This is a genomic window from Butyrivibrio sp. Su6, from assembly GCF_900108105.1.
Lineage (GTDB): Bacteria > Bacillota > Clostridia > Lachnospirales > Lachnospiraceae > Butyrivibrio.
Genome location: NZ_FNUR01000002.1, coordinates 254,454 through 274,817, shown reverse-complemented (window position 1 = coordinate 274,817; position 20,364 = coordinate 254,454). Strand labels below are relative to the sequence as shown.

Genomic DNA, 20,364 nt, shown 5'->3' with positions numbered 1-20,364 from the left:
TGGATCAAAGAAGATGTGCTCTAAGCTCTTCTCCACTCTTGTCTGAAAGATAAGCAGGTGGAATATCAAGGATTGTCTTGCATCCTTTAAGTCCCTCGTCGTTCATACGCTTTGCTGCTCTTGCAACTGCTACGAGAACGCTTGTTGTAAATTCAGGATTTGAATCGAGCTTCAAGCTGTATTCAATAATGTGATTGTGCTCTTTATCAGCGCCTGTCTTGCCGCTTCTGAACACAAATCCGCCGTGTGCCATTCCGCTGTGGTTCTTCAAAAGCTCTTCTTCGCTGATGAAATGAACTGTTGTGTCATAATCAGCAAAATAGTTAGGCATTTCCTTGATCTCTTTTTCTACTGCTGCAGCATCTGCACCTTCCTCAAGAACAACAAAGCACTCTCTTGTGTGCTTCTGTCTTGTTGTAAGTTCAGGATTTTCTCCGTTTCTAACTGCCTCAAGAGCGCTCTCTACAGGGATTGTGTACTGCTTTGCATTCTTAACGCCTTTAATTCTGCGGATAGCATCTGAATGTCCCTGAGATACTCCCTTGCCCCAGAATGTGTAATCTTTTCCATCCGGAAGAATAGCATTTGAATAAACTCTTGCAAGTGAGAACATTCCAGGATCCCAACCACATGAGATAACTGCGATCTTGCCGCTTTCCTTTGCAGAAGCATCAACGTTTGCAAAATGCTCAGGAATTCTTGCGTGTGTGTCAAAGCTGTCAACTACATTGAAAAGCTTTGCATACTCAGGAGTCTGAACAGGAAGATCTGTTGCACTTCCTCCGCAAAGGATCATAACATCAATCTTGTCCTTGTAATCAGCAACATCCTTAACAGAAACAACAGGAACACCTTCTGTTGCTATCTTTAAAGAAGAAGGATCTCTTCTTGTAAACACAGCTACAAGCTCCATATCCGGAGCGGCCTTAACTGCAAGTTCCACACCTTTACCAAGGTTTCCATAACCCAGGATTCCAATTCTAGTACTCATAAACTCCTCCTTATCGCTTAAAACCTGACTCTAGTCCGGCATAAATTTATTTCGATTATACAACAATCAAAACTCCAGCCAAAGATATTTTTTACCATCGTTTCCAAAAAGAATACACTTGCCTATGGTCTCGCGCTCACTAAGTTGCTCTCGCCAGTAATCGCCAAGGGCATTTAACACTTCATCTGGAAGTGAAGAAACCGGTGTATCGGGCAGATACAAGGTAAAGTTTTTGCCGTCGTCATCCACTCCAGGTGGTGTCACAAAATATGTGTGAGTCTTAACGCCGGTCTTTGTCTCCTTTACAACCTCAGTCCCTGCTTCATTCTTGAGGGTAAGGTCAGAAAGGGTGATTGCAAACTCAGTGTCACTAACCTTTTTCTTTAAGGCAAACTTGCCGGTGAACTCGTTCTTTTTTGACTCATTTCCATTTTCACTTGAATAATTAGATGAATAATAGGAACCTTCCACGCTGCCATCAGCATTTATATGAAGGATCGTGCTTGCATCCTCATTATTCCTGAGAGAAAGATATATCGGGAAAAAGGCACTTGTTTCAATAAAATTGTCAGCATTAAAGGTCTCTATGTCAGGATCAAAAGTGTACTCAAGTTCCTTCCACTCAACATCCTCAGCGCTTGCAATTTCAGGTGTGAAGCCTTCTGCCTCTGCCTTCTCATTAATGAGTTCATTGAGCTCCTTTATAGAAATGGTCTCAATTCCTACGGCATCATAAAACTTCTTCAGAGGGTACTCATCGTCATATATGCCGTCGTCCTCAATAAGCTTGCAGTAGAAATATCCCCCAAGGCCGTTGTCATTTTCATAGTCACCGCTATACTGCGCGTAACTGAAGATATTGTCCTTTTCATCTTCCGTATTATTAAAATCAAAGCTAAAGAAAACAAAGCTTCCCGGAAGTGGCATTTCAAGACTTACGTGCTCGCCTTCGCCGCCCCAGATATCTCCAGGATATTCCGTGTCTGAGCAGTCAAAAACTGTTGTTTCATCGCCGTAGATATAGTGCCAGTTTCCGTGGGCATCTATGTAGCTCTTTTCAAAATAATGATTGGAAGCTCCGCCTGATCCGTCGCCGTAAATATATCCGTATTTATTGATTCCAACTCTGCTTCGTGACCAGCCCTCATTGGAATAAAGACACTCAAGCTTTCCATCAATTTCTTTTATAATAAGGTACTCAGCCCAATCCTCCAAAGAAGGTGTGTGGATGCAGACTGCCAGCTCCTCATTGCCATCATTTCCGCAGTCAAGGTAAGAGTATTCGATCCCTTCAAGCTCAATCTTGGCTCCCTCAAACTGTCCAAGATAATTGGAAATAATTACATTTGTAAGTTCCTCAAGGGTGTAATTCAGGTCCTTATCCTTTTCAAAAGAAAAATATGTTCCAAAGTCCCTGTCCTGATTTATATGAACTTTTGCCTTGTTCGCAAGGAAGTTTGCATATGTAGCCTCAACTGCATCCGCCTCAGTTTCTGTCTCTGCTGAAGTCTGGACATCTTCCGATGCATCTTTTGACGCCTCTTCTGTTGTAGTTCCTAAAGAAGTGCCCTCACCCGCACTTTTCTGATCAGTCCCGCATGCAGAAACTAAAAATGCACAGGCCAACATGATCCCAATCAGTTTTTTCTTCATATAATCCTCCTCGCAAACTTTTGCATTTGCACATTCTTCCTCAATTATACTTCCTTTAATTATTTCTGGCACCATTGAATAGATAAAAAAAGTATGATAACATTCATAGACACTTTACAGGTTTTTTTGATTTATTAATAAGGAAAAGATATGTTTAACTCTAAAATAAATGAAGACGCAAACAATGATAAGAATATTGAGATTTGCGAAGAAGACACTATCAGATGCAAAGAGATCGAGCGAAGCATTATAAAAAAGTTCAGGCCTGAGCTTTGGAGCCAGTTCACGAAGGCAATAAACACCTACGAACTTATTCAGGATGGTGATAAGATCGCGGTTTGCATTTCAGGTGGAAAAGATTCCATGTTAATGGCCAAGCTTTTTCAGGAGCTTTCAAGGCATGGTAAAAAGAACTTTGAAGTAGAATATCTTGTAATGAATCCCGGATACAACGATGTCAACTATGAAAACATCTTAAACAACGCCAGGATCATGCAGGTTCCCATCACTGTTTTTGAATCCGATATTTTTCAGGTCGTAGATAAAGAGATCACGGGTTCCCCCTGTTATCTTTGCGCCAGAATGCGAAGAGGCGCCCTTTACAGCAAGGCAAAAGAGCTTGGTTGCAACAAGATAGCTTTAGGTCACCACTACGATGACGTCATTACTACTATTCTTATGGGAATGCTCTACGGCGGTCAGATCCAGACCATGATGCCCAAACTCCACAGCACAAATTTTGAGGGCATGGAGCTTGTAAGACCTCTATACCTCATTAGAGAAGAAGATATTATCAAGTGGATGAATTATAACAATCTTAAATTCATAAATTGCGCCTGCAGAATGACAGAAAGGCTTGCCGACAGTGAAGATGCATCCACTGTCAGCAAACGTGCCGAGGTAAAAGAGCTTATTATGGAGCTTCGCAATAAGAGCCCTTACATAGAAGCAAACATCTTCAAAAGTGTGGAGAATGTTCATCTCAACGCCCTTGTTGCCTACAAGACACCTGATGGAAAGCGCCATCATTTCCTTGATAATTACAGTGAATATTCTGAATAAATATATGCATTCTGATGCGTATTATCCAGTTCAATAACCTTTTTAAGACAGTCCATTGCTTTTTCTTTATCTCCAAGGCCTATATATCCAAGGCCCATGAGATAATAGCAATGGGCTTTATTTTTTTTGTCCATATCTGCGTCAAACACTGACATATCCGGCATTGATACAGCAAAATAGTCCATTTTGAACTTATCGTGAAGATGCTTTTGCCCATAATCAAGGAGCTTATAGAACCTTGAATTGGCTTTCCTTTTATTCCCAAGCTTCTCAAAAGCTAGCCCCTGGTAAAGTATCATATCAGCAGGCTGGTCATAGTAGTACATCATTCCTGCGACTTCCATGGCTCCAAGGGTGGCTTTCTCAAAACACTCTTTTGCCTTCTCATTGTCACCCAGCATTTCTAAGCAGCATCCAAGGTTGTAGTAAATATGATTGTCCTTCGTGCCTTCAAGTCTGCCTTCACCAAGATTTTCAGGATATGAAAGAGCCTCAAGGAGCTTATCTTTTGCTTCGCCTGCCTTGCCCTCTTTTATCAGCTCTTTTGCCGGCTCAAGGAGACTTACCTTAAACTGAGTTGTGATCTTTCCTTCTGCGCCTTCCCAGGTCTGGAAGCTGTGGCCTGTGATCCTCTCGTGGGCCTCTTCATGAAGCTTAAGGGTATTAAGCAGTGTCACATACTCTGTATAAAGGTCATCTCTCTTCTCGATAAGACCAATGTTTTCCTTATATTTCTCAAGTCGCTCCTTCAAAGGTCTGTTGAGCTTTTGATAGAGCTGGTCGAGCTCAAGGAACACTCTTGCATCCTGCCTGTTAAGGTCAAAGGCTTTCTCAAGGCAGCTAAGCGCTTTCTCAGGATCGTTTTTCTTGTTGTAGTAAGCAATTGACAGATTCCTTAAAACAGTCGGGAATGTATCACATATCGCAAGGGAAGCCTCATGCAGCTCAATTGCCAGATCATACTGAAGCTTGTCATAGTACAGACACCCCAGATAATACCTTGCTTTTGAGCCCTCCTCATCAGCAGCTATAGCCGCCTTCAATACTGCGATGTCCTCGAGCTTATTAGGGAAGCAGTAGTCAGGATCTGCCTTTTCCCCTTTCTTATATGCCAAAAGAGCTTTCTCTTTTTCACCCAGCTTTTCTAAATATGCACCGCGATAATAATGAACCATTGGATTATCGCCGTCGTAGATATCAAGGGCGCTTACAGCTTCTTCATAGAATCCGCCTTCAGCAAGGTCCCTTGCCACCATAAGGAAGGTCTCATGGAAGTTCCTTGTAAATTTTCTGAACTCCTCTGCTCCTTCGCCCACAAGCAAAGTCCTGATATAAGCTGACACAAAATCAAATGTATCGAATTTTAAGTTCTCGCAGGTATAGTCGAGAGCCTCTGTTTTTCTTCCAAGCTTGTAGAGAATGGCTGCCCTCAAAGCTCTCGCCTTTGTGCTATGACTGTTTTTCACAAGTGCCTCGTCTATCAGGTCAAGGGCTGTCTCATACTCATGTTTGCTGGCCGCAATAGCCGCAAGATAGTAGAAAGATTTCTCCTTCTGCTCATCTGACCAGGTTGCCTTGTAGAAGGCATCGTAAGCCTCATCATATTTTCCCTGGTAAAAAAGACATAGTCCCAAATTGTAGAAGCTCTCAGAATCATAAGGATTGGGATGAAGTCTTGTAAGTCTCTCGATCGCTTTTCTGAAGTACTTCTCTGAAAGGTCGAATCTGCCTCTTTTCAGCAAAAGAAGTCCATAGGAATTGTTGATCCTGATATCCCCGGGATCGCGCTTTAAGCCCTCAAGGTAATAAGGGTCAGGTAAAAATGTCGCATGGCGATACTGCTCAATATGGTTACCTGCAAGGAAAAGCTCCTCATTGGTCTGAATTTCGCACGGGTCCTTTACTGCCTCTGCAGGCTCAGCAAACTCAGGGTCTTTTTCCTCAAGGATCTTGTAGGAAACAAGCTCTTTTCCCGAATTATTGTCTGTGACTGTTACTTTGATCCTGCTCTTGTCAAAGTCCTCTTTAGTCACATTCCCTTCCAGGATCCTGCCAAGTTCAAGCTCACGCTCGCAGATATCCACAGGGGAAATAGAAAGCTTCTCAGAAAAAAGAGTCTCACCACCATAGAGGACTGAAAGGGTTGCGTCATTGTACTTCTCAGTTGCATAAATGCAGATATAGAGCGCGTTGTCAGGCTTTACCTCAACATTAAGCGCCCCATGGATCGTGGCATTTTTTACCTGGCCGACCTTCTTGTATGGCATAAAGTACTGCTTAAATACCTTCTCCTCATAGGGCTTAAGCCAGGAGAAATCAGGCTGATTGTCACAGAACATGCCGGTCATAAGCTCGATATATGGGCCATCCTCGTCTGTAAGATTTCGGTCCCATGCCTTTCCAAAGTCACCGCACCCCCATGTCCACTGCTTTTTGCCCGGTGACACATGGTGGTCAGCAACATGCAAAAGACCTGCTTCTTTCTTATAGTCATAGCCTCCAACAAAGTCAAAATCAGACTTCTCAGCCATATATGAAGTAGGCACAGGAATATTCTTATATCTTGAAATATCCACACCCTCGCTGTAATCATGCTTGTAATACTCACCTGTTGCGATAGGGAATCTTGAAACAGCGCGTTTTCCGTGGTCATATACGTTGTGAACATCGGGCGGAAAAATTGACTGTGTGTAATCATTTACAGAAACCGCAGGGTTAGCCCACCACAAAAAAGTCTGCGGAAGCGGTGTTCTGTTATAGAGCTGCCCTGTAATCTCTATAAAAGCCTTCCCCGGATAAAGGGTAAACTTGGTTATCTCTTTTGTTCCATACATCTGGTCAACATCGCCTGTGATCAGAGTTACACTGCCGTCGTCATTCTGTGTAAGCTTATAATCCACAGGAGAATAAGTTGTAGGTCTGTGATGCTGAGGCCAGTTAAACTCAATGCCTCCTGAGATCCATGGCCCCGTAAGTCCGACAAGAGCTGGTTTTATCACCTGATTGTAGTATACAAAATCATAGTCATTTGTCTTGTCATAGGCTCTCTGAATCCTGCCTCCAAGCTGTGGAAGGATCATCACTTTGATGTACTCGTTCTCAAGAAAAACTGCCTTCCAGGCCACATCCTTTTTGGTGCGGCTTATCTCATTGGTTGAAGGATAAGGATATATTTTTCCTGTGCTTCCCTGATACACTCTCTTCTCCAAAAACATTGGATTTATATCAGGCTTTCCGACCTCATAAGTTGGGATAAGTACGCTCTCTTCCCATATCTTTGCATCTATCATATTCGTTCTCCTTTGTGGATACTATTGCTATTAACATTCGTAACTATTCAGAGCAAGCCCCGGACTAGTTACTTACATTTTCATTTACCCCAGGGTTATCATCAAGTGAAAAAATTGGTGATTTTTGTTAAAATATTGCTCTATTGTATGAGCTATCTGTCAGTGCTATAATTCCTCTATGTTAAAAGAAATTTTTCTCAGTCAAGGAAACGCTTATGAAATCTACAGAAAAGTACGTTTCAAGGGATTCTGAATACTTTTTCCACTATGCCTCTGCCACGGCTCAGAAGCTCTTTTTCTATCCTGTTGTGGCAGGTAGGTTCACGTACCTGCCGGGTTATGAATTAAGTCGTGAAAGATATGACAGTTACCTGCTCATAATTGTTGAATCCGGAGAACTTACAGCCTGCATTTCAGGAAAAGAATACATAGTATATCCCGGTCAGATTTTATTGATAAATTGCTATGAGCCTCACTCCTATAAGAGCCTTGTGAAAACCACCATCTCATGGATTCACTTTGATGGAAACATGAGTAGGGACTTCTATGAAGCGATACTTAATTCCAAAGGAAATGTCTTAACGCCGCAGAACCTGCAGCCCATAAAGAGTCTTTGTCACAAGATCATCCAGTCCATGAGTGACAGCAAAAACAAATGCTCCGAGGGTGATTACTCGCTGATGATCCACACTCTTTTAAACTATATGCTGACTTCAGAGAACACCCAGATCATCGGAAACAGTGAGAATTTCCAAAAGGTTCTAAGCTACATAAACGATCATTTTTCAGAAAACATTTCAATCGATGAACTATCGGGGATCGCCGGTCTTACAAGCTACTACTTTCTCAGAGCTTTTAAGAAAAAAACAGGCGTAACGCCGCACCAATTCATTATTGATACAAGGCTTTCGTCCGCCAAATACTACTTATCTTCAACGGATATGAGCATAAGTGATATTGCTGAAAAGGTTGGATTTAGCGACGAGAGCGCATTTTGCCAGTCATTTAAAAAGAAAAACGGCACAACACCGCTTAAATACAGAAGAGGAGAAAATTATGAGATATGATCTAACAGGCAATTGGACGATAAGTGCAAATCAGGTTAAAAAACAAGGTATGCTCCCCGGAACCCTTGATACCAACGAGATTGGAAATAACGACAAGGTTGCAAAGCCCTGGCACCCGGACCTTGAAGGCAAAAACAAACGCATGGAAAAAGATGCAGAGACTGACCCAAGGATTAACTCTAGGTTCACAAGACTCTACACCTATGAGGGCGAGGCTACATTCCAGAGGACTTTTGATGAAGAGCCTTCTTCTGACAAAAGACTCTTTATCATAGCAGAAAGAGCCCGTGCCCTTTCTCTTAATGTGGACGGCACAGACATTCCAAGCGCCAGCGGGTGCCTTAGCACTCCATACGTTTTCGAAGTGACGGGAATCCTTCACAAAGGAAGCACCATCACCTTCACCTGCGACAACTCCTATCAGGGACTTCCTTACAAAGATATAGTCTTTTCCTCAGCAGCCACAGATGAGACCCAGACTAACTGGAACGGAATAATAGGCGACATCTACGTAGAGGAAAGAGATAATATCTTTTTATCTGACATTATGGTCTACCCTCACGGAAACAAACTTGATGTCCGCATTGTTATAGATGTAGCTGAAAACGCTGTAAAGGCCACGGATATGAGAGTTGTTCTAAGCTGCCCATACCTTGCTGACACTATTGAGTCAGCGGTAGACATTGATTCATCCGATGACTGTACCGTCATAGAGCTCACAGGCCTTGAACTTTCCGATAATTATGGAGCCCACCTCTGGGATGAGGGAAAGGGCAATCTCTGTGACCTTACAGTAGCTCTTTTAGCTGGTGCAAAAGAAATAACAAGGAAAAATGTACGCTTTGGCATCAGGGACTTCTCCTACGATAGCGAGGGAAGACTTACAATAAACGACCGCAGATTTTTCCTAAGAAGCGAAGCCAACTGCGCCGTTTTCCCAGAAACAGGCTTTCCTCCAATGGACAAGGAAAGCTGGACAAAGATACTTAAAACCTACGCCTCATACGGTGTAAACTGCATGCGTTTTCACTCCTGGTGTCCGCCGGAAGCAGCTTTTTCTGCAGCTGATGAGCTTGGTATGATGATGCAGCCCGAGCTCTCCCAATGGAATCCAAGAGACGCTTTTAAGAGCAGTGAAAGCAAGGAGTATTACCAGACAGAGATCCTGGAGATTCTCTGGACCTACGCCAACCACCCTTCTTTTGTCATGCTCTCACTCGGAAATGAGCTCATAACAGATGAAGAGGGCGTAGCCTACATGCACGAGCTCTTATCAATCGCCAAAAGAACTGACAATACCCGCCTCTTTGCCTGGGGATCAAACAACTTCTACGGCGCAAACGGAGTTGATAAAGAGAGCGACTTCTACACTTCTGCCCGCTTTAAGGACAAGCACATCCGCCTTTCCGGAGTTAGAGGTCTTTTTAACACGACCTATCCTAATGCAAAAAACAACTTCTCAGAGATTATGAAAGACCTCAGAAAAGACTATGACAAACCCGTCTTTGGTTTCGAGGTTGGTCAGTACGAGGTCTCTCCTGATATGGACGAGATTGATGAGTTCAAAGGTGTTACAAAGCCTGATAATTACAGCATTGTAAAGGATAAATTAAAAGCCCTTGGCATAACAGATGAAGAATGGAAAAAGAGAATCGCCGCAACAGGTGAGCTTGCCTTAATAGGCTATCGTGAGGAAGTTGAAGCTGTCATGAGAACTCCTGAAATGTCAGGCTTATCTCTCCTTGGTCTTCAGGACTTCCCCGGACAGGGAACAGCTCTTGTGGGAATGCTAAATTCTCACCTTGAAGTGAAAGCTTTTCCTTTTGCCGAACCTTCAAGATTCAACAGCTTTTTCACTTCCAAAACGCTTTTGGTCCTTCTTGACAGATACACTTATATTGCAGGAGATGTGATAAAAGCAGATGTTTTATTTGCCAACTACAGCCAGGATGATTTCTTTTCACCTGTAAAATATGCCCTCTGCGAGCATTCAGATGGTGCTGCAGCTACATCTGGCACTGCCTGCAAGAGCGGAACCTTAAGTGAAGTTAATTGCCCTGCTGGAACACTAACAAATGTGGGAACGATCGAGCTTCCATTAGACGACTACACTTCTCCTAAAAGACTGGATCTGGTTGTTTATTTTGAAAACACTGACATTAGAAACACTTACCCTGTTTGGATTTACCCGGATGATAAGCCTGTTTGTCCTGATTCAGTTTATGAAACAGAAGTTTTTGACGAAAAGGCAATAAAGATTTTGGAAGGCGGCGGCAAAGTATTCCTTGCTCCGCACTCAACACAGGAAGCCCTTCCACATTCTGCCAAAGCTCAGTTTTCTACGGACTTTTGGTCAGTTGGAACTTTCCCTAATCAGGAAGGAACCATGGGACAGCTCATTCAAAAGGATCATCCTTTGTTTAAGACCTTCCCTACTGAAGAGTTCACCAACTACCAGTGGTGGCCAATGGCTTCACAAAGAGCTTTCATCCTTCCAAGATACATGGACACTCTTGTAACTGAGATGGACAGCTATGCTACTCTCCGCCCAATGTCACAGCTTCTTGAAGTAAAGTGCAACGGCGGTAAACTTATGGCTTCCTCCATGGGCCTTCAGGACCTCCAGGAATATCCTGAAGCGAGAGCTCTTTTGCACAGTATCTACAGCTATATGGATTCAGATGAGTTTAACCCCGTTTCTGAGATGACTGCTGATGACATTGACAAGACATTGGGACGGTTCTTTTGACTTATTTTTTCATATTTCCGCTCCCAAACAGTGGCGTATATGAATTGACCAAATCACTTCATATACGTATACTCTTAATGTGTCATTTTACGGAACAGAAAAACGGAGTAAACGAAATATGAATATTTATATTGATTTTGACGATTGTTTATGTGAAACTGCCAAGCACTTTTCCATACTTGTAAAAGAGATGTTTAATAAGGAAGTGCCTTACGAAGATATAAAGTTCTTTGATCTCAAAAGATCTTTTGATCTTACTGATAAGGAATATGAAGATATGATGATTGAAGGCCACAGGCCTGAGGTTCTTCTTTCTTACGAAGAAACACCGGGAGCTGTAGAGACTATCAATAGCTGGATTGATCAGGGACACGATGTCTCAATCATCACAGGAAGACCTGACAGCGCTTATGAAGCTTCAAGACAGTGGCTAGACGAACATGATCTGAAGAGAGTTAAGCTCTTTTGCCTGAACAAATACGGGCGCGACAGTTTCATCAAGAACAGCGAGTTCAATCTTGAGCTGGAAGATTACTACAAAATGAAATTTGACTATGCCATTGAAGACTCACCTATGGCATTTAAGTTTTTTGAACACCTTCCAGATCTTAAGGTAATGGTAGTTGACAGGCCCTGGAACAGCGACTGCGAATTTCCAAGCAAGGCCTTCACAAGATGCCCTGACTGGAAAGCAATAAAAGAACTTGTTAAATAATAAAAAACTTCCAACACAGTTTTATCTGCCCTGTGCTGGAAGTTTTATTTTTATTATTTTTTATAAATCACTTTGATGCGTTCTCACCGGCAATTCTTCCGAATACAACGATATCAGCAACAGCGTTTCCACCAAGTCTGTTTGCTCCGTGGATACCACCTGTAACCTCTCCGCAGGCATAGAGTCCTGGGATTGGAGTTCCATCTGTTGAGATGACCTGAGCATCTGTATTTATCTTTACACCGCCCATACAGTGGTGGATTCCAGGTCCTACATTAACTGCGTAGTAAGGTCCTGAAGAAAGATCTGTAAGAGGCGTTCCAATATCTCTTGAGAAATCAGCATCCGTGCCTGAAGCAACATAGGAAGACCAGGTACTTACTGTTTCTTTCAAAGCAGCAGTGGCATTTGCATCAAACTCCATGGCCTTTGCAAGTTCATCGAGATCTGCGCCTGTCACAAGGTATCCGCTCTTATCGAGTTTCTTGATAACCGCTGAGCCTTCATACATTTCCTGGTTGGCAATAAGCCATACATTTCCACCGGTCTGTGAAACTTCTGCAGCAGATACTGCATCTCTTGTTCCGGTTTCATTGGTGAATCTCACACCTTCTCTATTTACGAGGATGGCACCATCACCTCTTAATGCCTCACCAACAAGTGCTCCATCAGTAGGGATTACAGTAGGATGAAGCTGGATCTGCTCCATATCCACAAAGTCTGCACCAACTTCACCAAGGAAATCAATGGCATCACCATCTGCAGTTGCCACGTTTGTGGAAATATATCCTGCAAGATCAGGACGAAGCGCTACGATACGATCCATGTTGCCGCCAAATCCACCTGTTGCAATGATAACGGAATTAGCATGAACAGTGATGTTTTCGCCATATGCTCCAACTCCTGATACACCTACAGCTTTTCCATCTTCCATGAGGATCTTATTTATTGCAGCTCCGGTCTGTACTTCAATTCCGAGCTCATCAAGTCTTACGCCAAGGGCTGATACAAGGAAGTTACCTACAGAAGTAACATTTCCTTCTGCATCCACAGGGCGATGAGTTCTTTTTGCACTAAGACCGCCCATTGTTCCCAAAGGGCCTGAAAGAGGAGCATTCTCTTTATCCAGCCAGTCGATAGCTTCTGATGTATTCTCAGCAAGAGTCCTTACAAGCTCCGGATCATTTATCTCTTTTCCACTCTTAATGGTATCCTCAATAAAGAGTTCTACGGAGTCTTCAATTCCCTGCTCTTTTTCATAATGAGTCTCTGCTGCATTCATTCCTGAGCTTGCACGGCTTGTATTTCCGCCAAGGATATCACTCTTCTCAAGAAGAATTACGCTTTTACCATTTTCAGCAACGGTGATTGCTGCCGTCATACCGGCTCCGCCGCCTCCGACAACTACAACATCAGCAGTAGCTTCATAATCTTCGGCAGTTCCTGCGCCAGCTCCGCTTCCATCAGCAACTATACCAGCCTCTCCAAGCGCCACTCCTACAGCTTCCAAAAAACCTTTTGAGGAATAAGTCGCTCCGGAAATAGTATCAATATTCACATTCTGAGTCTTCAGGATCTTTGTCCTTAGTGCTTTTATGGCACTTCCTCCAATAGATGGTGTCTCGCCCTCTGTCTGATATGTAATATCTGTTATAGTATTTCCTTCGACAAAAACAGAGACCTTGATCTCTCCTGCAAAGCCCTGCGCTGCGCCATCGTACTGATGTCCTTCGTGCTCAACGACATACATGCTTCCGCCAATGCAAAACACAATTAATGCCACGCATGCTAAACATGATAAAATTCGCTTTGTGAGACTTCCCATATTTTTTCCTTTCCATCAAAAAAATGATATAACTTGATTTAAAGCAACCTGAAAAAAACTTCAGGATTCTTTCACTCTTCTTTCATAGCCATTTCTCTGATAATAACGATTCTTGTCCTCATACATCAAAGAATCCGCCATTACTTTTAATTTCTCCAATCCCACCTCAGGGTTATCAGCATGGACTGCATAACCTATTGAAATCGCAAGTTTGCCTCCATAGCTTCCTGTCCACGCGGAGACGTTCTTTTTTATTTCGCCATCTATAGCAGAAATATCTTTTGTATGAATAACAAGTGTGAACTCGTCTCCACCTGTCCTGTACACTTTTCCTCTATCTCCAAGTGATTCACTTAAAGCATTGGCAGCTGCACAGATAAGCTCATCTCCCGCAGCATGTCCAAAGGTGTCATTGACATGCTTTAACCTGTTGATATCAACAGAAGCTATAACAAAGTCATCTTCAAGAGGCTTAGATTTATAAACAGAAAGATCGTATTCCAGACATCTCCTGTTATAAACATTGGTCAAAACGTCGGTGTGAGAAATCTTTATAAGATTCTCTTCCCTTCTTTTGTCCATGTTTATATTCTGGACAGTGTACACTATAAGTGACGGAAAGCCCTTTTCATCCTCTTCAATGTTGATGTACTGGGCTCTGAACCACCCGGTCTTTACATTTATATATTCTCCGTAGATAAATCTTTTACCATACAACCTGTTCTTGAGGGTTTTCAGATTTGTAAAATCCCAGAAGTCTTCCAGATGTTCTTTATCCACATTTTCTTTTATATGATGATTCATAAGAGAATGAGCATGGTCCCCCAAACTTAAGGGTTTTGCCTGTTCTCCATCCTTAATGGACAATTCTGTCATTGCCTTAAAATCTATAAGATTGACATAGTCATACACCTCAGACATGGAATAAAGAACGTCCATCTGAGCATGGATTTGCGTAGCATACGCACGAGTCTCACAGTTTTTATGAATAAGATCTGCAAAGTATCCGCTGACAATCCTCATGATTGCCAATCCCGAAGCCGTCATAACCGCTGTTTCAATGGTATATCCCATCAGTGTATTGGCAAAAAACTCCATGTTTGTGCTATAAACAGAAATAATATCAGCATTGTAAAAAGAAATTATGTACGAAGATATGATCATTGCAATGTAATTAGTTGTTACGCTAATAATGAATAATTTCCTTTCACAAAAAAGGGTGCTTAAAAATGGTACAAAGAACCATGTAATATTCACATGAATATGGTTGTAGGTCATTTGAACCAGGAGCACTTCCATGCAAAGAAATGCTATTAGACCTGCAAAACGCGCATAGGGCCATACTCTGATTATCTGTCGATGAAGAAAAGCCACTACGATCATACTCGCAGAGATCACAACGCAGGTGCTGTATGAGGCAGCATTAAACACTCCATAAAAAATGCCCACGGCAATAGCTGGTCCTGTAAAAATACAGAGCCAAAGCACCGTGTTAATATAACGGTTTATGATCCTTCGATTTTCTTTCATAAATTCATCATAATCCGTCGCATCAACTACTATATTGGGCGTGTAAATGTCGCTATTTTTAGCCATAGGCAGCACACCTGACAATAAACCAATCCATGAATCTTATAACACTAATTCTAATAAAGCCCATAGATAAAATCCACTATAGCTAAAAATATTTAATAATATTTAGAAAACTTTTATCCAATATACTGTTTGTATTCTTCTTATCTATTTTTTAGTTTCATTAAATAAAAGATAAAAAGAGCAAGTGCGAATGCTATACCGATTGGATAGCTTACAGCTGCAGACAGCCTTAATCCCTCTTTTGCCATAAGAATGTATGTCATGCTGACTGCTGACATAAAAGTCGCAGGAAGTGCGGCTATAAGAGAGCTCTTTTTACTCTTACCTTCTTTTAGCAGATATGCTGAAAATGTCCAAAGTGCGATCATTGCCAGAGTCTGATTGGACCAGGAAAAATATCTCCAGAGCACATTAAAATCAAGCTGAGTAAGGACTGCTCCTGCTCCTAACAGAGGAAGTGTGATGATAAGACGATTTTTTATCTTACTCTGATCAAGCTTTGTCATCTCGGCAATAATAAGTCTGGCGCTTCTAAAAGCTGTATCTCCTGATGTTATCGGGCATACAACAACGCCAACCACCGCGAGGATTCCACCAACACTTCCAAGCATTGTCCTTGAAATCTCATACACAGTTCCGGACTGGCCCAGATTTGTCAATGCATCGTTTAAAAGCTGTGTTGATCCATAAAATGCAACTCCTGCAGCGGCCCATATCAGTGCAATAACAGCTTCTGATATCATCGCTCCGTAAAACACAATTCTTCCCTGTTTTTCACTGGTTATGCACTTGGCTACCATAGGCGACTGAGTAGCGTGAAATCCTGAAATAGCTCCACAGGCCACAGTTATAAACATGAATGGCCAAATAGGTAGATTCTCAGGATGGAGGTCTTTTAACGTAACCTCAGGAATAGTGTAGTTTCCAAAAATGGTTCCGCCCATAACACTTGCTGCCATCGCAATGAGGATTATTCCAAATATTGGATAGAGATTACCAATAAGCTTATCGATCGGAAGGAGAGTTGCCAGAATATAATACAAAAGAATAATGATTACCCAAAAACTCGTGCTAAAGATGTCAGGAGTAAGTTTCGCAATAAGAGCTGCCGGGCTTGTAACAAATACAGTTCCTGTAAGAAGCAAAAGAACTATTGAAAATACGCGCATTCCGATTCGAACCTTGTTACCAAGGTACTTTCCTGATAATTCCGCTATTGATGCGCCTTTATTTCTTGATGAGATCATTCCGCACAGATAGTCGTGAACGGCGCCACCAAGAATTGATCCGAATACTATCCATAAAAAGACAACCGGTCCGAAGCATGCTCCCATTAGAGCGCCAAAAATCGGGCCTGTCCCCGCTATATTCAATAGCTGTATCAAAAAGGCCTTGCCCGTTTTTATTGGAACACAGTCTACTCCGTCATTTATCGTAACCGCCGGAGTTTCTCTGTCATCAGGTCCAAAAATCTTCTCAACTATTTTTCCATACACCAAATATCCACATAAAAGTACTACTAAAGAAATCGCTAACGAAATCATTTTTCTCCTTGCCCCTTGCTTTCCCCATTGAGTGTAGTTATCCATATCAATTTTACTATACTGCGTCAGCACATTATCTAAAATAAGTATAAAATAAAAGACTCTGCTGTTTCGCAGAGTCTTTTACCCATCTTTTTGTCATATCAAAACTTGAGATTGTCACCCAGAACAGGAACCTTGCTGGCAAAGAATGAAAATTCACCACTGTCCAAAAGATTTCCGTCATCATCAGTAACTCTTATATCAAATACCAAAATGTGCTTACCGGTCTTAAGCTTCATGCATTCGCAGTAAATATACTCTGTATTTACTGCAGGCAACAAGAAGTTTAAGTTTGCGGATACTGTCGTTGCGTAATATCCGCTCATACTTGCAGTAGCTCCCGCCATTGCGTCAACGAAGGAAAGAAGTGCACCTCCGTGTATACTGCCATATGTATTATGAAGCCTTGAGTCACATTTAATCCTAGCTTTACTGTAAGTTGAACTCAGTTCCATAATCTCAAACCCAATGAAGCTGTTATATTTGTTCTCATATAACTCGGGAATCATCTTCTCCCTCATTGCGTTTTCTTTTTCTGATCTTGCTTTTCTCAATTTCTGTTTCCATGCCTTTCGTGCTTATTATCAATGAGTCTGCAATAATATAGGCAGCTGATACAAGCCGTTACGAGTATCAGCTGCCACAAAAAGCAGATTTTATGTGATTATTATATCGCCCAAGGCTCTAAATTTCAATCAGTTGGCAAATCTGTTCCCTGATGCCGCACTCCATCAGTTACTTGATGATGAAGAAACAGAAGCCGCAGACATAACTGCTACGTACATGCAAAGCTGCGCAGTAATAACGGCAGAAAGAGCACTGCTTGCGACAGATGCACTAGTTGCTACATTTCCGTCAGAATAAATTCCTGAAACTATCATAGTTCCAAGCATAAGCCTTGTATGTCTGTCCATATCCAGTATTCCAAAGCCTTTTTTGCCATTAAGATATTCTGCTACTTCCACAACCTCAGAAACAAGTTCTTCTGTATTCCTGTCGATTCCCACAAGAATTCCAAGAGAAGCCAGCTCATAGCCTTTACCATACTTTGCTCCGGCATTTTTGAAGGCCTCAAAAAGCTCCATTACTTTTTCGCTCTTTACCTCTGCCTGTCCATCAAATGTTGCAAGCACCTGACTAAGTGAGTATGCAGCATCTTCATGGAATGCAAAGTTCTTTTTAATAAGCTGGTAAATAGCCTCCAATTCTTCCAATATCTCTTCTGTACTCTTATTTTTCATTGCTAAAAGGACTGCAAGGCTTGTATCCTCATCCGTAGTAAGAAATGGATGATCTTTTCTCATGCCCTTCATAATCTCATAGGTCTTCTCAACAAGGCTTTCTGCCTCGGATGCCCTTCCTGTATCGCAGATTGAAGCTGCAGCAAGGACTCTGTAAGACGAACCAAGGATCTTACCCTTCTGAAATTCCTTATACACATCTATCAGCTTATCCAGATACCCTTCAGGATTACCACTGGCAGCCATCTTGGCTGCAATGATCAGCTCATTGTTTCCCCTGATTTCTGAAAAGATTCCCTGCTTTTTTCTGATAAGCTTTTTACAATCTTTAAGCTGGTCAACGTCAGCCGTCTTGTCTTTTTCTGTAAAAAAAGAAGCGGCTACAACTTTCATAAGACCGTGATCCAATAAAGAAGCCTTCCCCGCAAGCTTCCTGTTTTCCACCAACAATTCACATCTTCTCTCAATTTCACTTCTCATACACTTTTCTCCCCAAAATTCAGTCTGTTCTTTAAATTGTCATTACCGGATCATACAATTGAATACTGCATGAACTCATACTTAAGCTGCGTTCCTTCTGCTATTCCTTCCGGCAAAAGAGCTCTCGCAACGAGCTTTAGATCCTCAGATTCAATATCTGTTCTCTTTAAATTAGCATAATCTCCGTCAATACTTTCTACTACGTAATACCAAGTTTCCATGACAAACCTCCTGTTTATCTGCCACAACGCATATGTATATGATAATACTACAGAAACCCGCAGGTATAAATGAATTCTTTTAAGCTCATTTGACTCAGGTGTGCTCATGGGACATAAAAGATATAGTGGCAATAACTTTATCACCACTATATCTTTCATTCATAAGTTCATAAGATATTTATTTTATCTCATCTGTAGTTCCGTCTTTTTTTACAACTTCAAGTCGGCATCCAAGTCCGAATGCTGCAACTGATCCTGCGATCAGTGCCCAAGGTGCTGCTGCCAGTCCAAGAATTCCACCGACAATTCCTACATTAACAGGTACGCTGAATACTACCTCGTTGCCTTTCTTGATCTGAATTCTGTCAACATTTCCTTCTTCGACTTTCTTCTTAAGCTTGTCCATTGCTTCCTTGATGTCATCGCTGACATCCTTTGAATCCGGCTGGATCAGCTTGATTGCTGCATCAACATCTCCGTCAGTTTTAACGAGAGCTTCCTTTGCAGCTTTGTAATCAACGCCTGTCTGCTCCATTACTTTTTCAACAGCTTCTAATGTAATATTCATAATTCCTCACCAACATCCTTTCTTAAAAAAATGTTTTTAGTTGCTTGTACTATGAATACATTGTATTGCTGCCCCGGCCTCAATTACATGTTTTCTTTAGCAAAAAAATCTACGTTATTTTGCCATTTTTGAGAATCAGCAGGAAATCAGCTTCCTTTTATCCAACTTACAGCGCTTCGCAGAGGGCAACCAGTGTAAGGGACTGGCCGTAGGCCATTGGACGGATCTGAATGTTCTTGTAATGCTGTGCATCCATGCCCATAGCTGTGCCTGCCGATACGTTAAGCACTGTGCCGTCTGAATCCACATTGTCGCATATAGCTGCGATAGCCTTAGCCGCACAGTCTTTGTAATCTTCTGATAGAATTCCAAGCTTTATTCCGCGAAGAAGTCCTGCTGCCATGGCAGCTGTTCCGGAAACTTCCTCGTAAGAAGTCTCGTCATCTATAACCGTGTGGAAAAGTCCGCTCGCACCCTGATATTTCCTCAAAGCTTCAGCATGATCAACAAATGTATCCACAATAAACTGCCTTACGCCGCCATCAAGATAATCCGCGTCCTCAAGGAAAAGAGTAACGCCAAGCGTAAACCATGAATTGCCTCTGCACCAGTATATTCCACCGAAATTGTCGTTTCTCTCAAAGCTGAATCCATGGTAAAAAAGCCCTGTCTGCTTGGAGTAAAGATACTTTATATGTACCAGGAACTGATGGGTTGCCTCATCTCTCCAGGCAGCATTGTCATACTTTATGCCCATTTTCTGTAGGAAAAGAACTGCCATAAACAGGGTATCAGCCCAGATCTGGCCATTGTTTAACATGACACCGTTTCTGTCGCCGATAGCACTTGTCACATGCTGGAATCCACCATCTTTAGTCTTTGGAAGCTCCTCCATAAGAAACTTTGCCTGATCAAGGCATAACTTCTCATATTTTTCCTTGTCGGGCATCTTATCAAGAATGCTTATAAGCGTAAGATATGGGCATGATGTATTAATATTTCTGGACGGAAGCCCAATCTCAAGATTTCTTTCATACCAGTTCACAAAGAAATCCATATATTCATCGCTCTTCCTGTAATTCTGCAAAAGATACAGTCCATAAAGACCTACTCCCTGCGGCCAGTCCCACTCCTCGATGCCATAATCCCTGGCGCACTTTCCGGACTTGATAATTTCCTCAACCGACATCTTTTTGTCCTGCTCATAGTCAGCTCCACCAAGATTAAGAAGCTTATCCACAACCTGCTCAATTTTCTTCTCTAAAAAAGACTTATCCATAGCTACCTCCAATACATTTATTATTTTACCCCAAAAACAAA

The 20,364-nt window shown here is 42.0% G+C and carries 15 protein-coding genes; 4 read left to right on the top strand and 11 right to left on the bottom strand.

Annotation, left to right across the window (positions count from 1 at the left end):
- Positions 1-4 precede the first annotated feature (4 nt).
- Entirely contained in the window at positions 5-991 is a 987-nt protein-coding gene (locus C4S54_RS03620; protein WP_103868310.1) for a diaminopimelate dehydrogenase, read from the bottom strand.
- A gap of 66 nt (positions 992-1,057) precedes the next feature.
- Positions 1,058-2,644, bottom strand: coding sequence for a hypothetical protein (locus C4S54_RS03615; protein ID WP_103868309.1), 1,587 nt, complete (start codon positions 2,642-2,644; stop codon positions 1,058-1,060).
- 150 nt (positions 2,645-2,794) lie between these two features.
- On the opposite strand from C4S54_RS03615, the gene C4S54_RS03610 reads away from it, so the two are divergent.
- Positions 2,795-3,706 carry a tRNA 2-thiocytidine biosynthesis TtcA family protein gene (locus C4S54_RS03610; RefSeq protein ID WP_103868308.1) on the top strand — a complete coding sequence of 304 codons (912 nt, stop codon included), beginning with the start codon at positions 2,795-2,797 and terminating at the stop codon, positions 3,704-3,706.
- Here the strand turns inward: C4S54_RS03610 and C4S54_RS03605 are convergent.
- Positions 3,685-6,996, bottom strand: coding sequence for a DUF5107 domain-containing protein (locus tag C4S54_RS03605; RefSeq protein ID WP_103868307.1), 3,312 nt, complete (start codon positions 6,994-6,996; stop codon positions 3,685-3,687). The genes C4S54_RS03610 and C4S54_RS03605 overlap by 22 nt on opposite strands.
- 215 nt (positions 6,997-7,211) lie before the next feature.
- Here C4S54_RS03605 and C4S54_RS03600 point away from each other — a divergent pair, with 215 nt between their 5' ends.
- The 3 genes from C4S54_RS03600 to C4S54_RS03590 all read left to right on the top strand — a co-directional run bounded on the left by C4S54_RS03600 (position 7,212) and on the right by C4S54_RS03590 (position 11,527).
- Positions 7,212-8,063, top strand: coding sequence for an AraC family transcriptional regulator (locus C4S54_RS03600; RefSeq protein WP_103868306.1), 852 nt, complete (start codon positions 7,212-7,214; stop codon positions 8,061-8,063).
- On the top strand, positions 8,053-10,812 hold the full coding sequence (locus tag C4S54_RS03595) for a glycoside hydrolase family 2 TIM barrel-domain containing protein (protein ID WP_103868305.1): 2,760 nt from the start codon (positions 8,053-8,055) through the stop codon (positions 10,810-10,812). The genes C4S54_RS03600 and C4S54_RS03595 overlap by 11 nt, the downstream gene beginning before the upstream one ends.
- Before the next feature lie 118 nt (positions 10,813-10,930).
- Positions 10,931-11,527: a 5' nucleotidase, NT5C type gene (locus tag C4S54_RS03590; RefSeq protein WP_103868304.1), complete on the top strand. Its 597-nt coding sequence runs from the start codon at positions 10,931-10,933 to the stop codon at positions 11,525-11,527.
- Positions 11,528-11,594: 67 nt separating this feature from the next.
- Here C4S54_RS03590 and C4S54_RS03585 read toward each other — a convergent pair whose 3' ends face one another.
- The 8 genes from C4S54_RS03585 to C4S54_RS03550 all read right to left on the bottom strand — a co-directional run bounded on the left by C4S54_RS03585 (position 11,595) and on the right by C4S54_RS03550 (position 20,323).
- A complete protein-coding gene (locus C4S54_RS03585) occupies positions 11,595-13,298 on the bottom strand; it encodes a flavocytochrome c (protein ID WP_160110668.1) in 1,704 nt (567 codons plus the stop codon).
- Between the two features lie 114 nt (positions 13,299-13,412).
- Positions 13,413-14,948: a GGDEF domain-containing protein gene (locus C4S54_RS03580; protein WP_103868302.1), complete on the bottom strand. Its 1,536-nt coding sequence runs from the start codon at positions 14,946-14,948 to the stop codon at positions 13,413-13,415.
- A gap of 140 nt (positions 14,949-15,088) precedes the next feature.
- Entirely contained in the window at positions 15,089-16,492 is a 1,404-nt protein-coding gene (locus tag C4S54_RS03575; RefSeq protein WP_103868301.1) for a carbon starvation CstA family protein, read from the bottom strand.
- Between the two features lie 143 nt (positions 16,493-16,635).
- Positions 16,636-17,088, bottom strand: coding sequence for a PaaI family thioesterase (locus C4S54_RS03570; RefSeq protein WP_022775161.1), 453 nt, complete (start codon positions 17,086-17,088; stop codon positions 16,636-16,638).
- 177 nt (positions 17,089-17,265) lie between these two features.
- Positions 17,266-18,255, bottom strand: a complete 990-nt coding sequence (locus C4S54_RS03565) for a DUF4003 family protein (protein WP_103868300.1) — start codon at positions 18,253-18,255, stop codon at positions 17,266-17,268.
- Between the two features lie 50 nt (positions 18,256-18,305).
- The gene (locus tag C4S54_RS03560) at positions 18,306-18,476 is read right to left on the bottom strand and encodes a hypothetical protein (RefSeq protein WP_022775164.1); all 171 of its coding nucleotides are present in this window, start codon (positions 18,474-18,476) and stop codon (positions 18,306-18,308) included.
- A 178-nt stretch (positions 18,477-18,654) separates the two neighbouring features.
- A complete protein-coding gene (locus tag C4S54_RS03555) occupies positions 18,655-19,044 on the bottom strand; it encodes a DUF4342 domain-containing protein (RefSeq protein ID WP_022775166.1) in 390 nt (129 codons plus the stop codon).
- 166 nt (positions 19,045-19,210) lie between these two features.
- The gene (locus C4S54_RS03550) at positions 19,211-20,323 is read right to left on the bottom strand and encodes a glycoside hydrolase family 88/105 protein (RefSeq protein ID WP_103868299.1); all 1,113 of its coding nucleotides are present in this window, start codon (positions 20,321-20,323) and stop codon (positions 19,211-19,213) included.
- Positions 20,324-20,364: the final 41 nt, after the last annotated feature.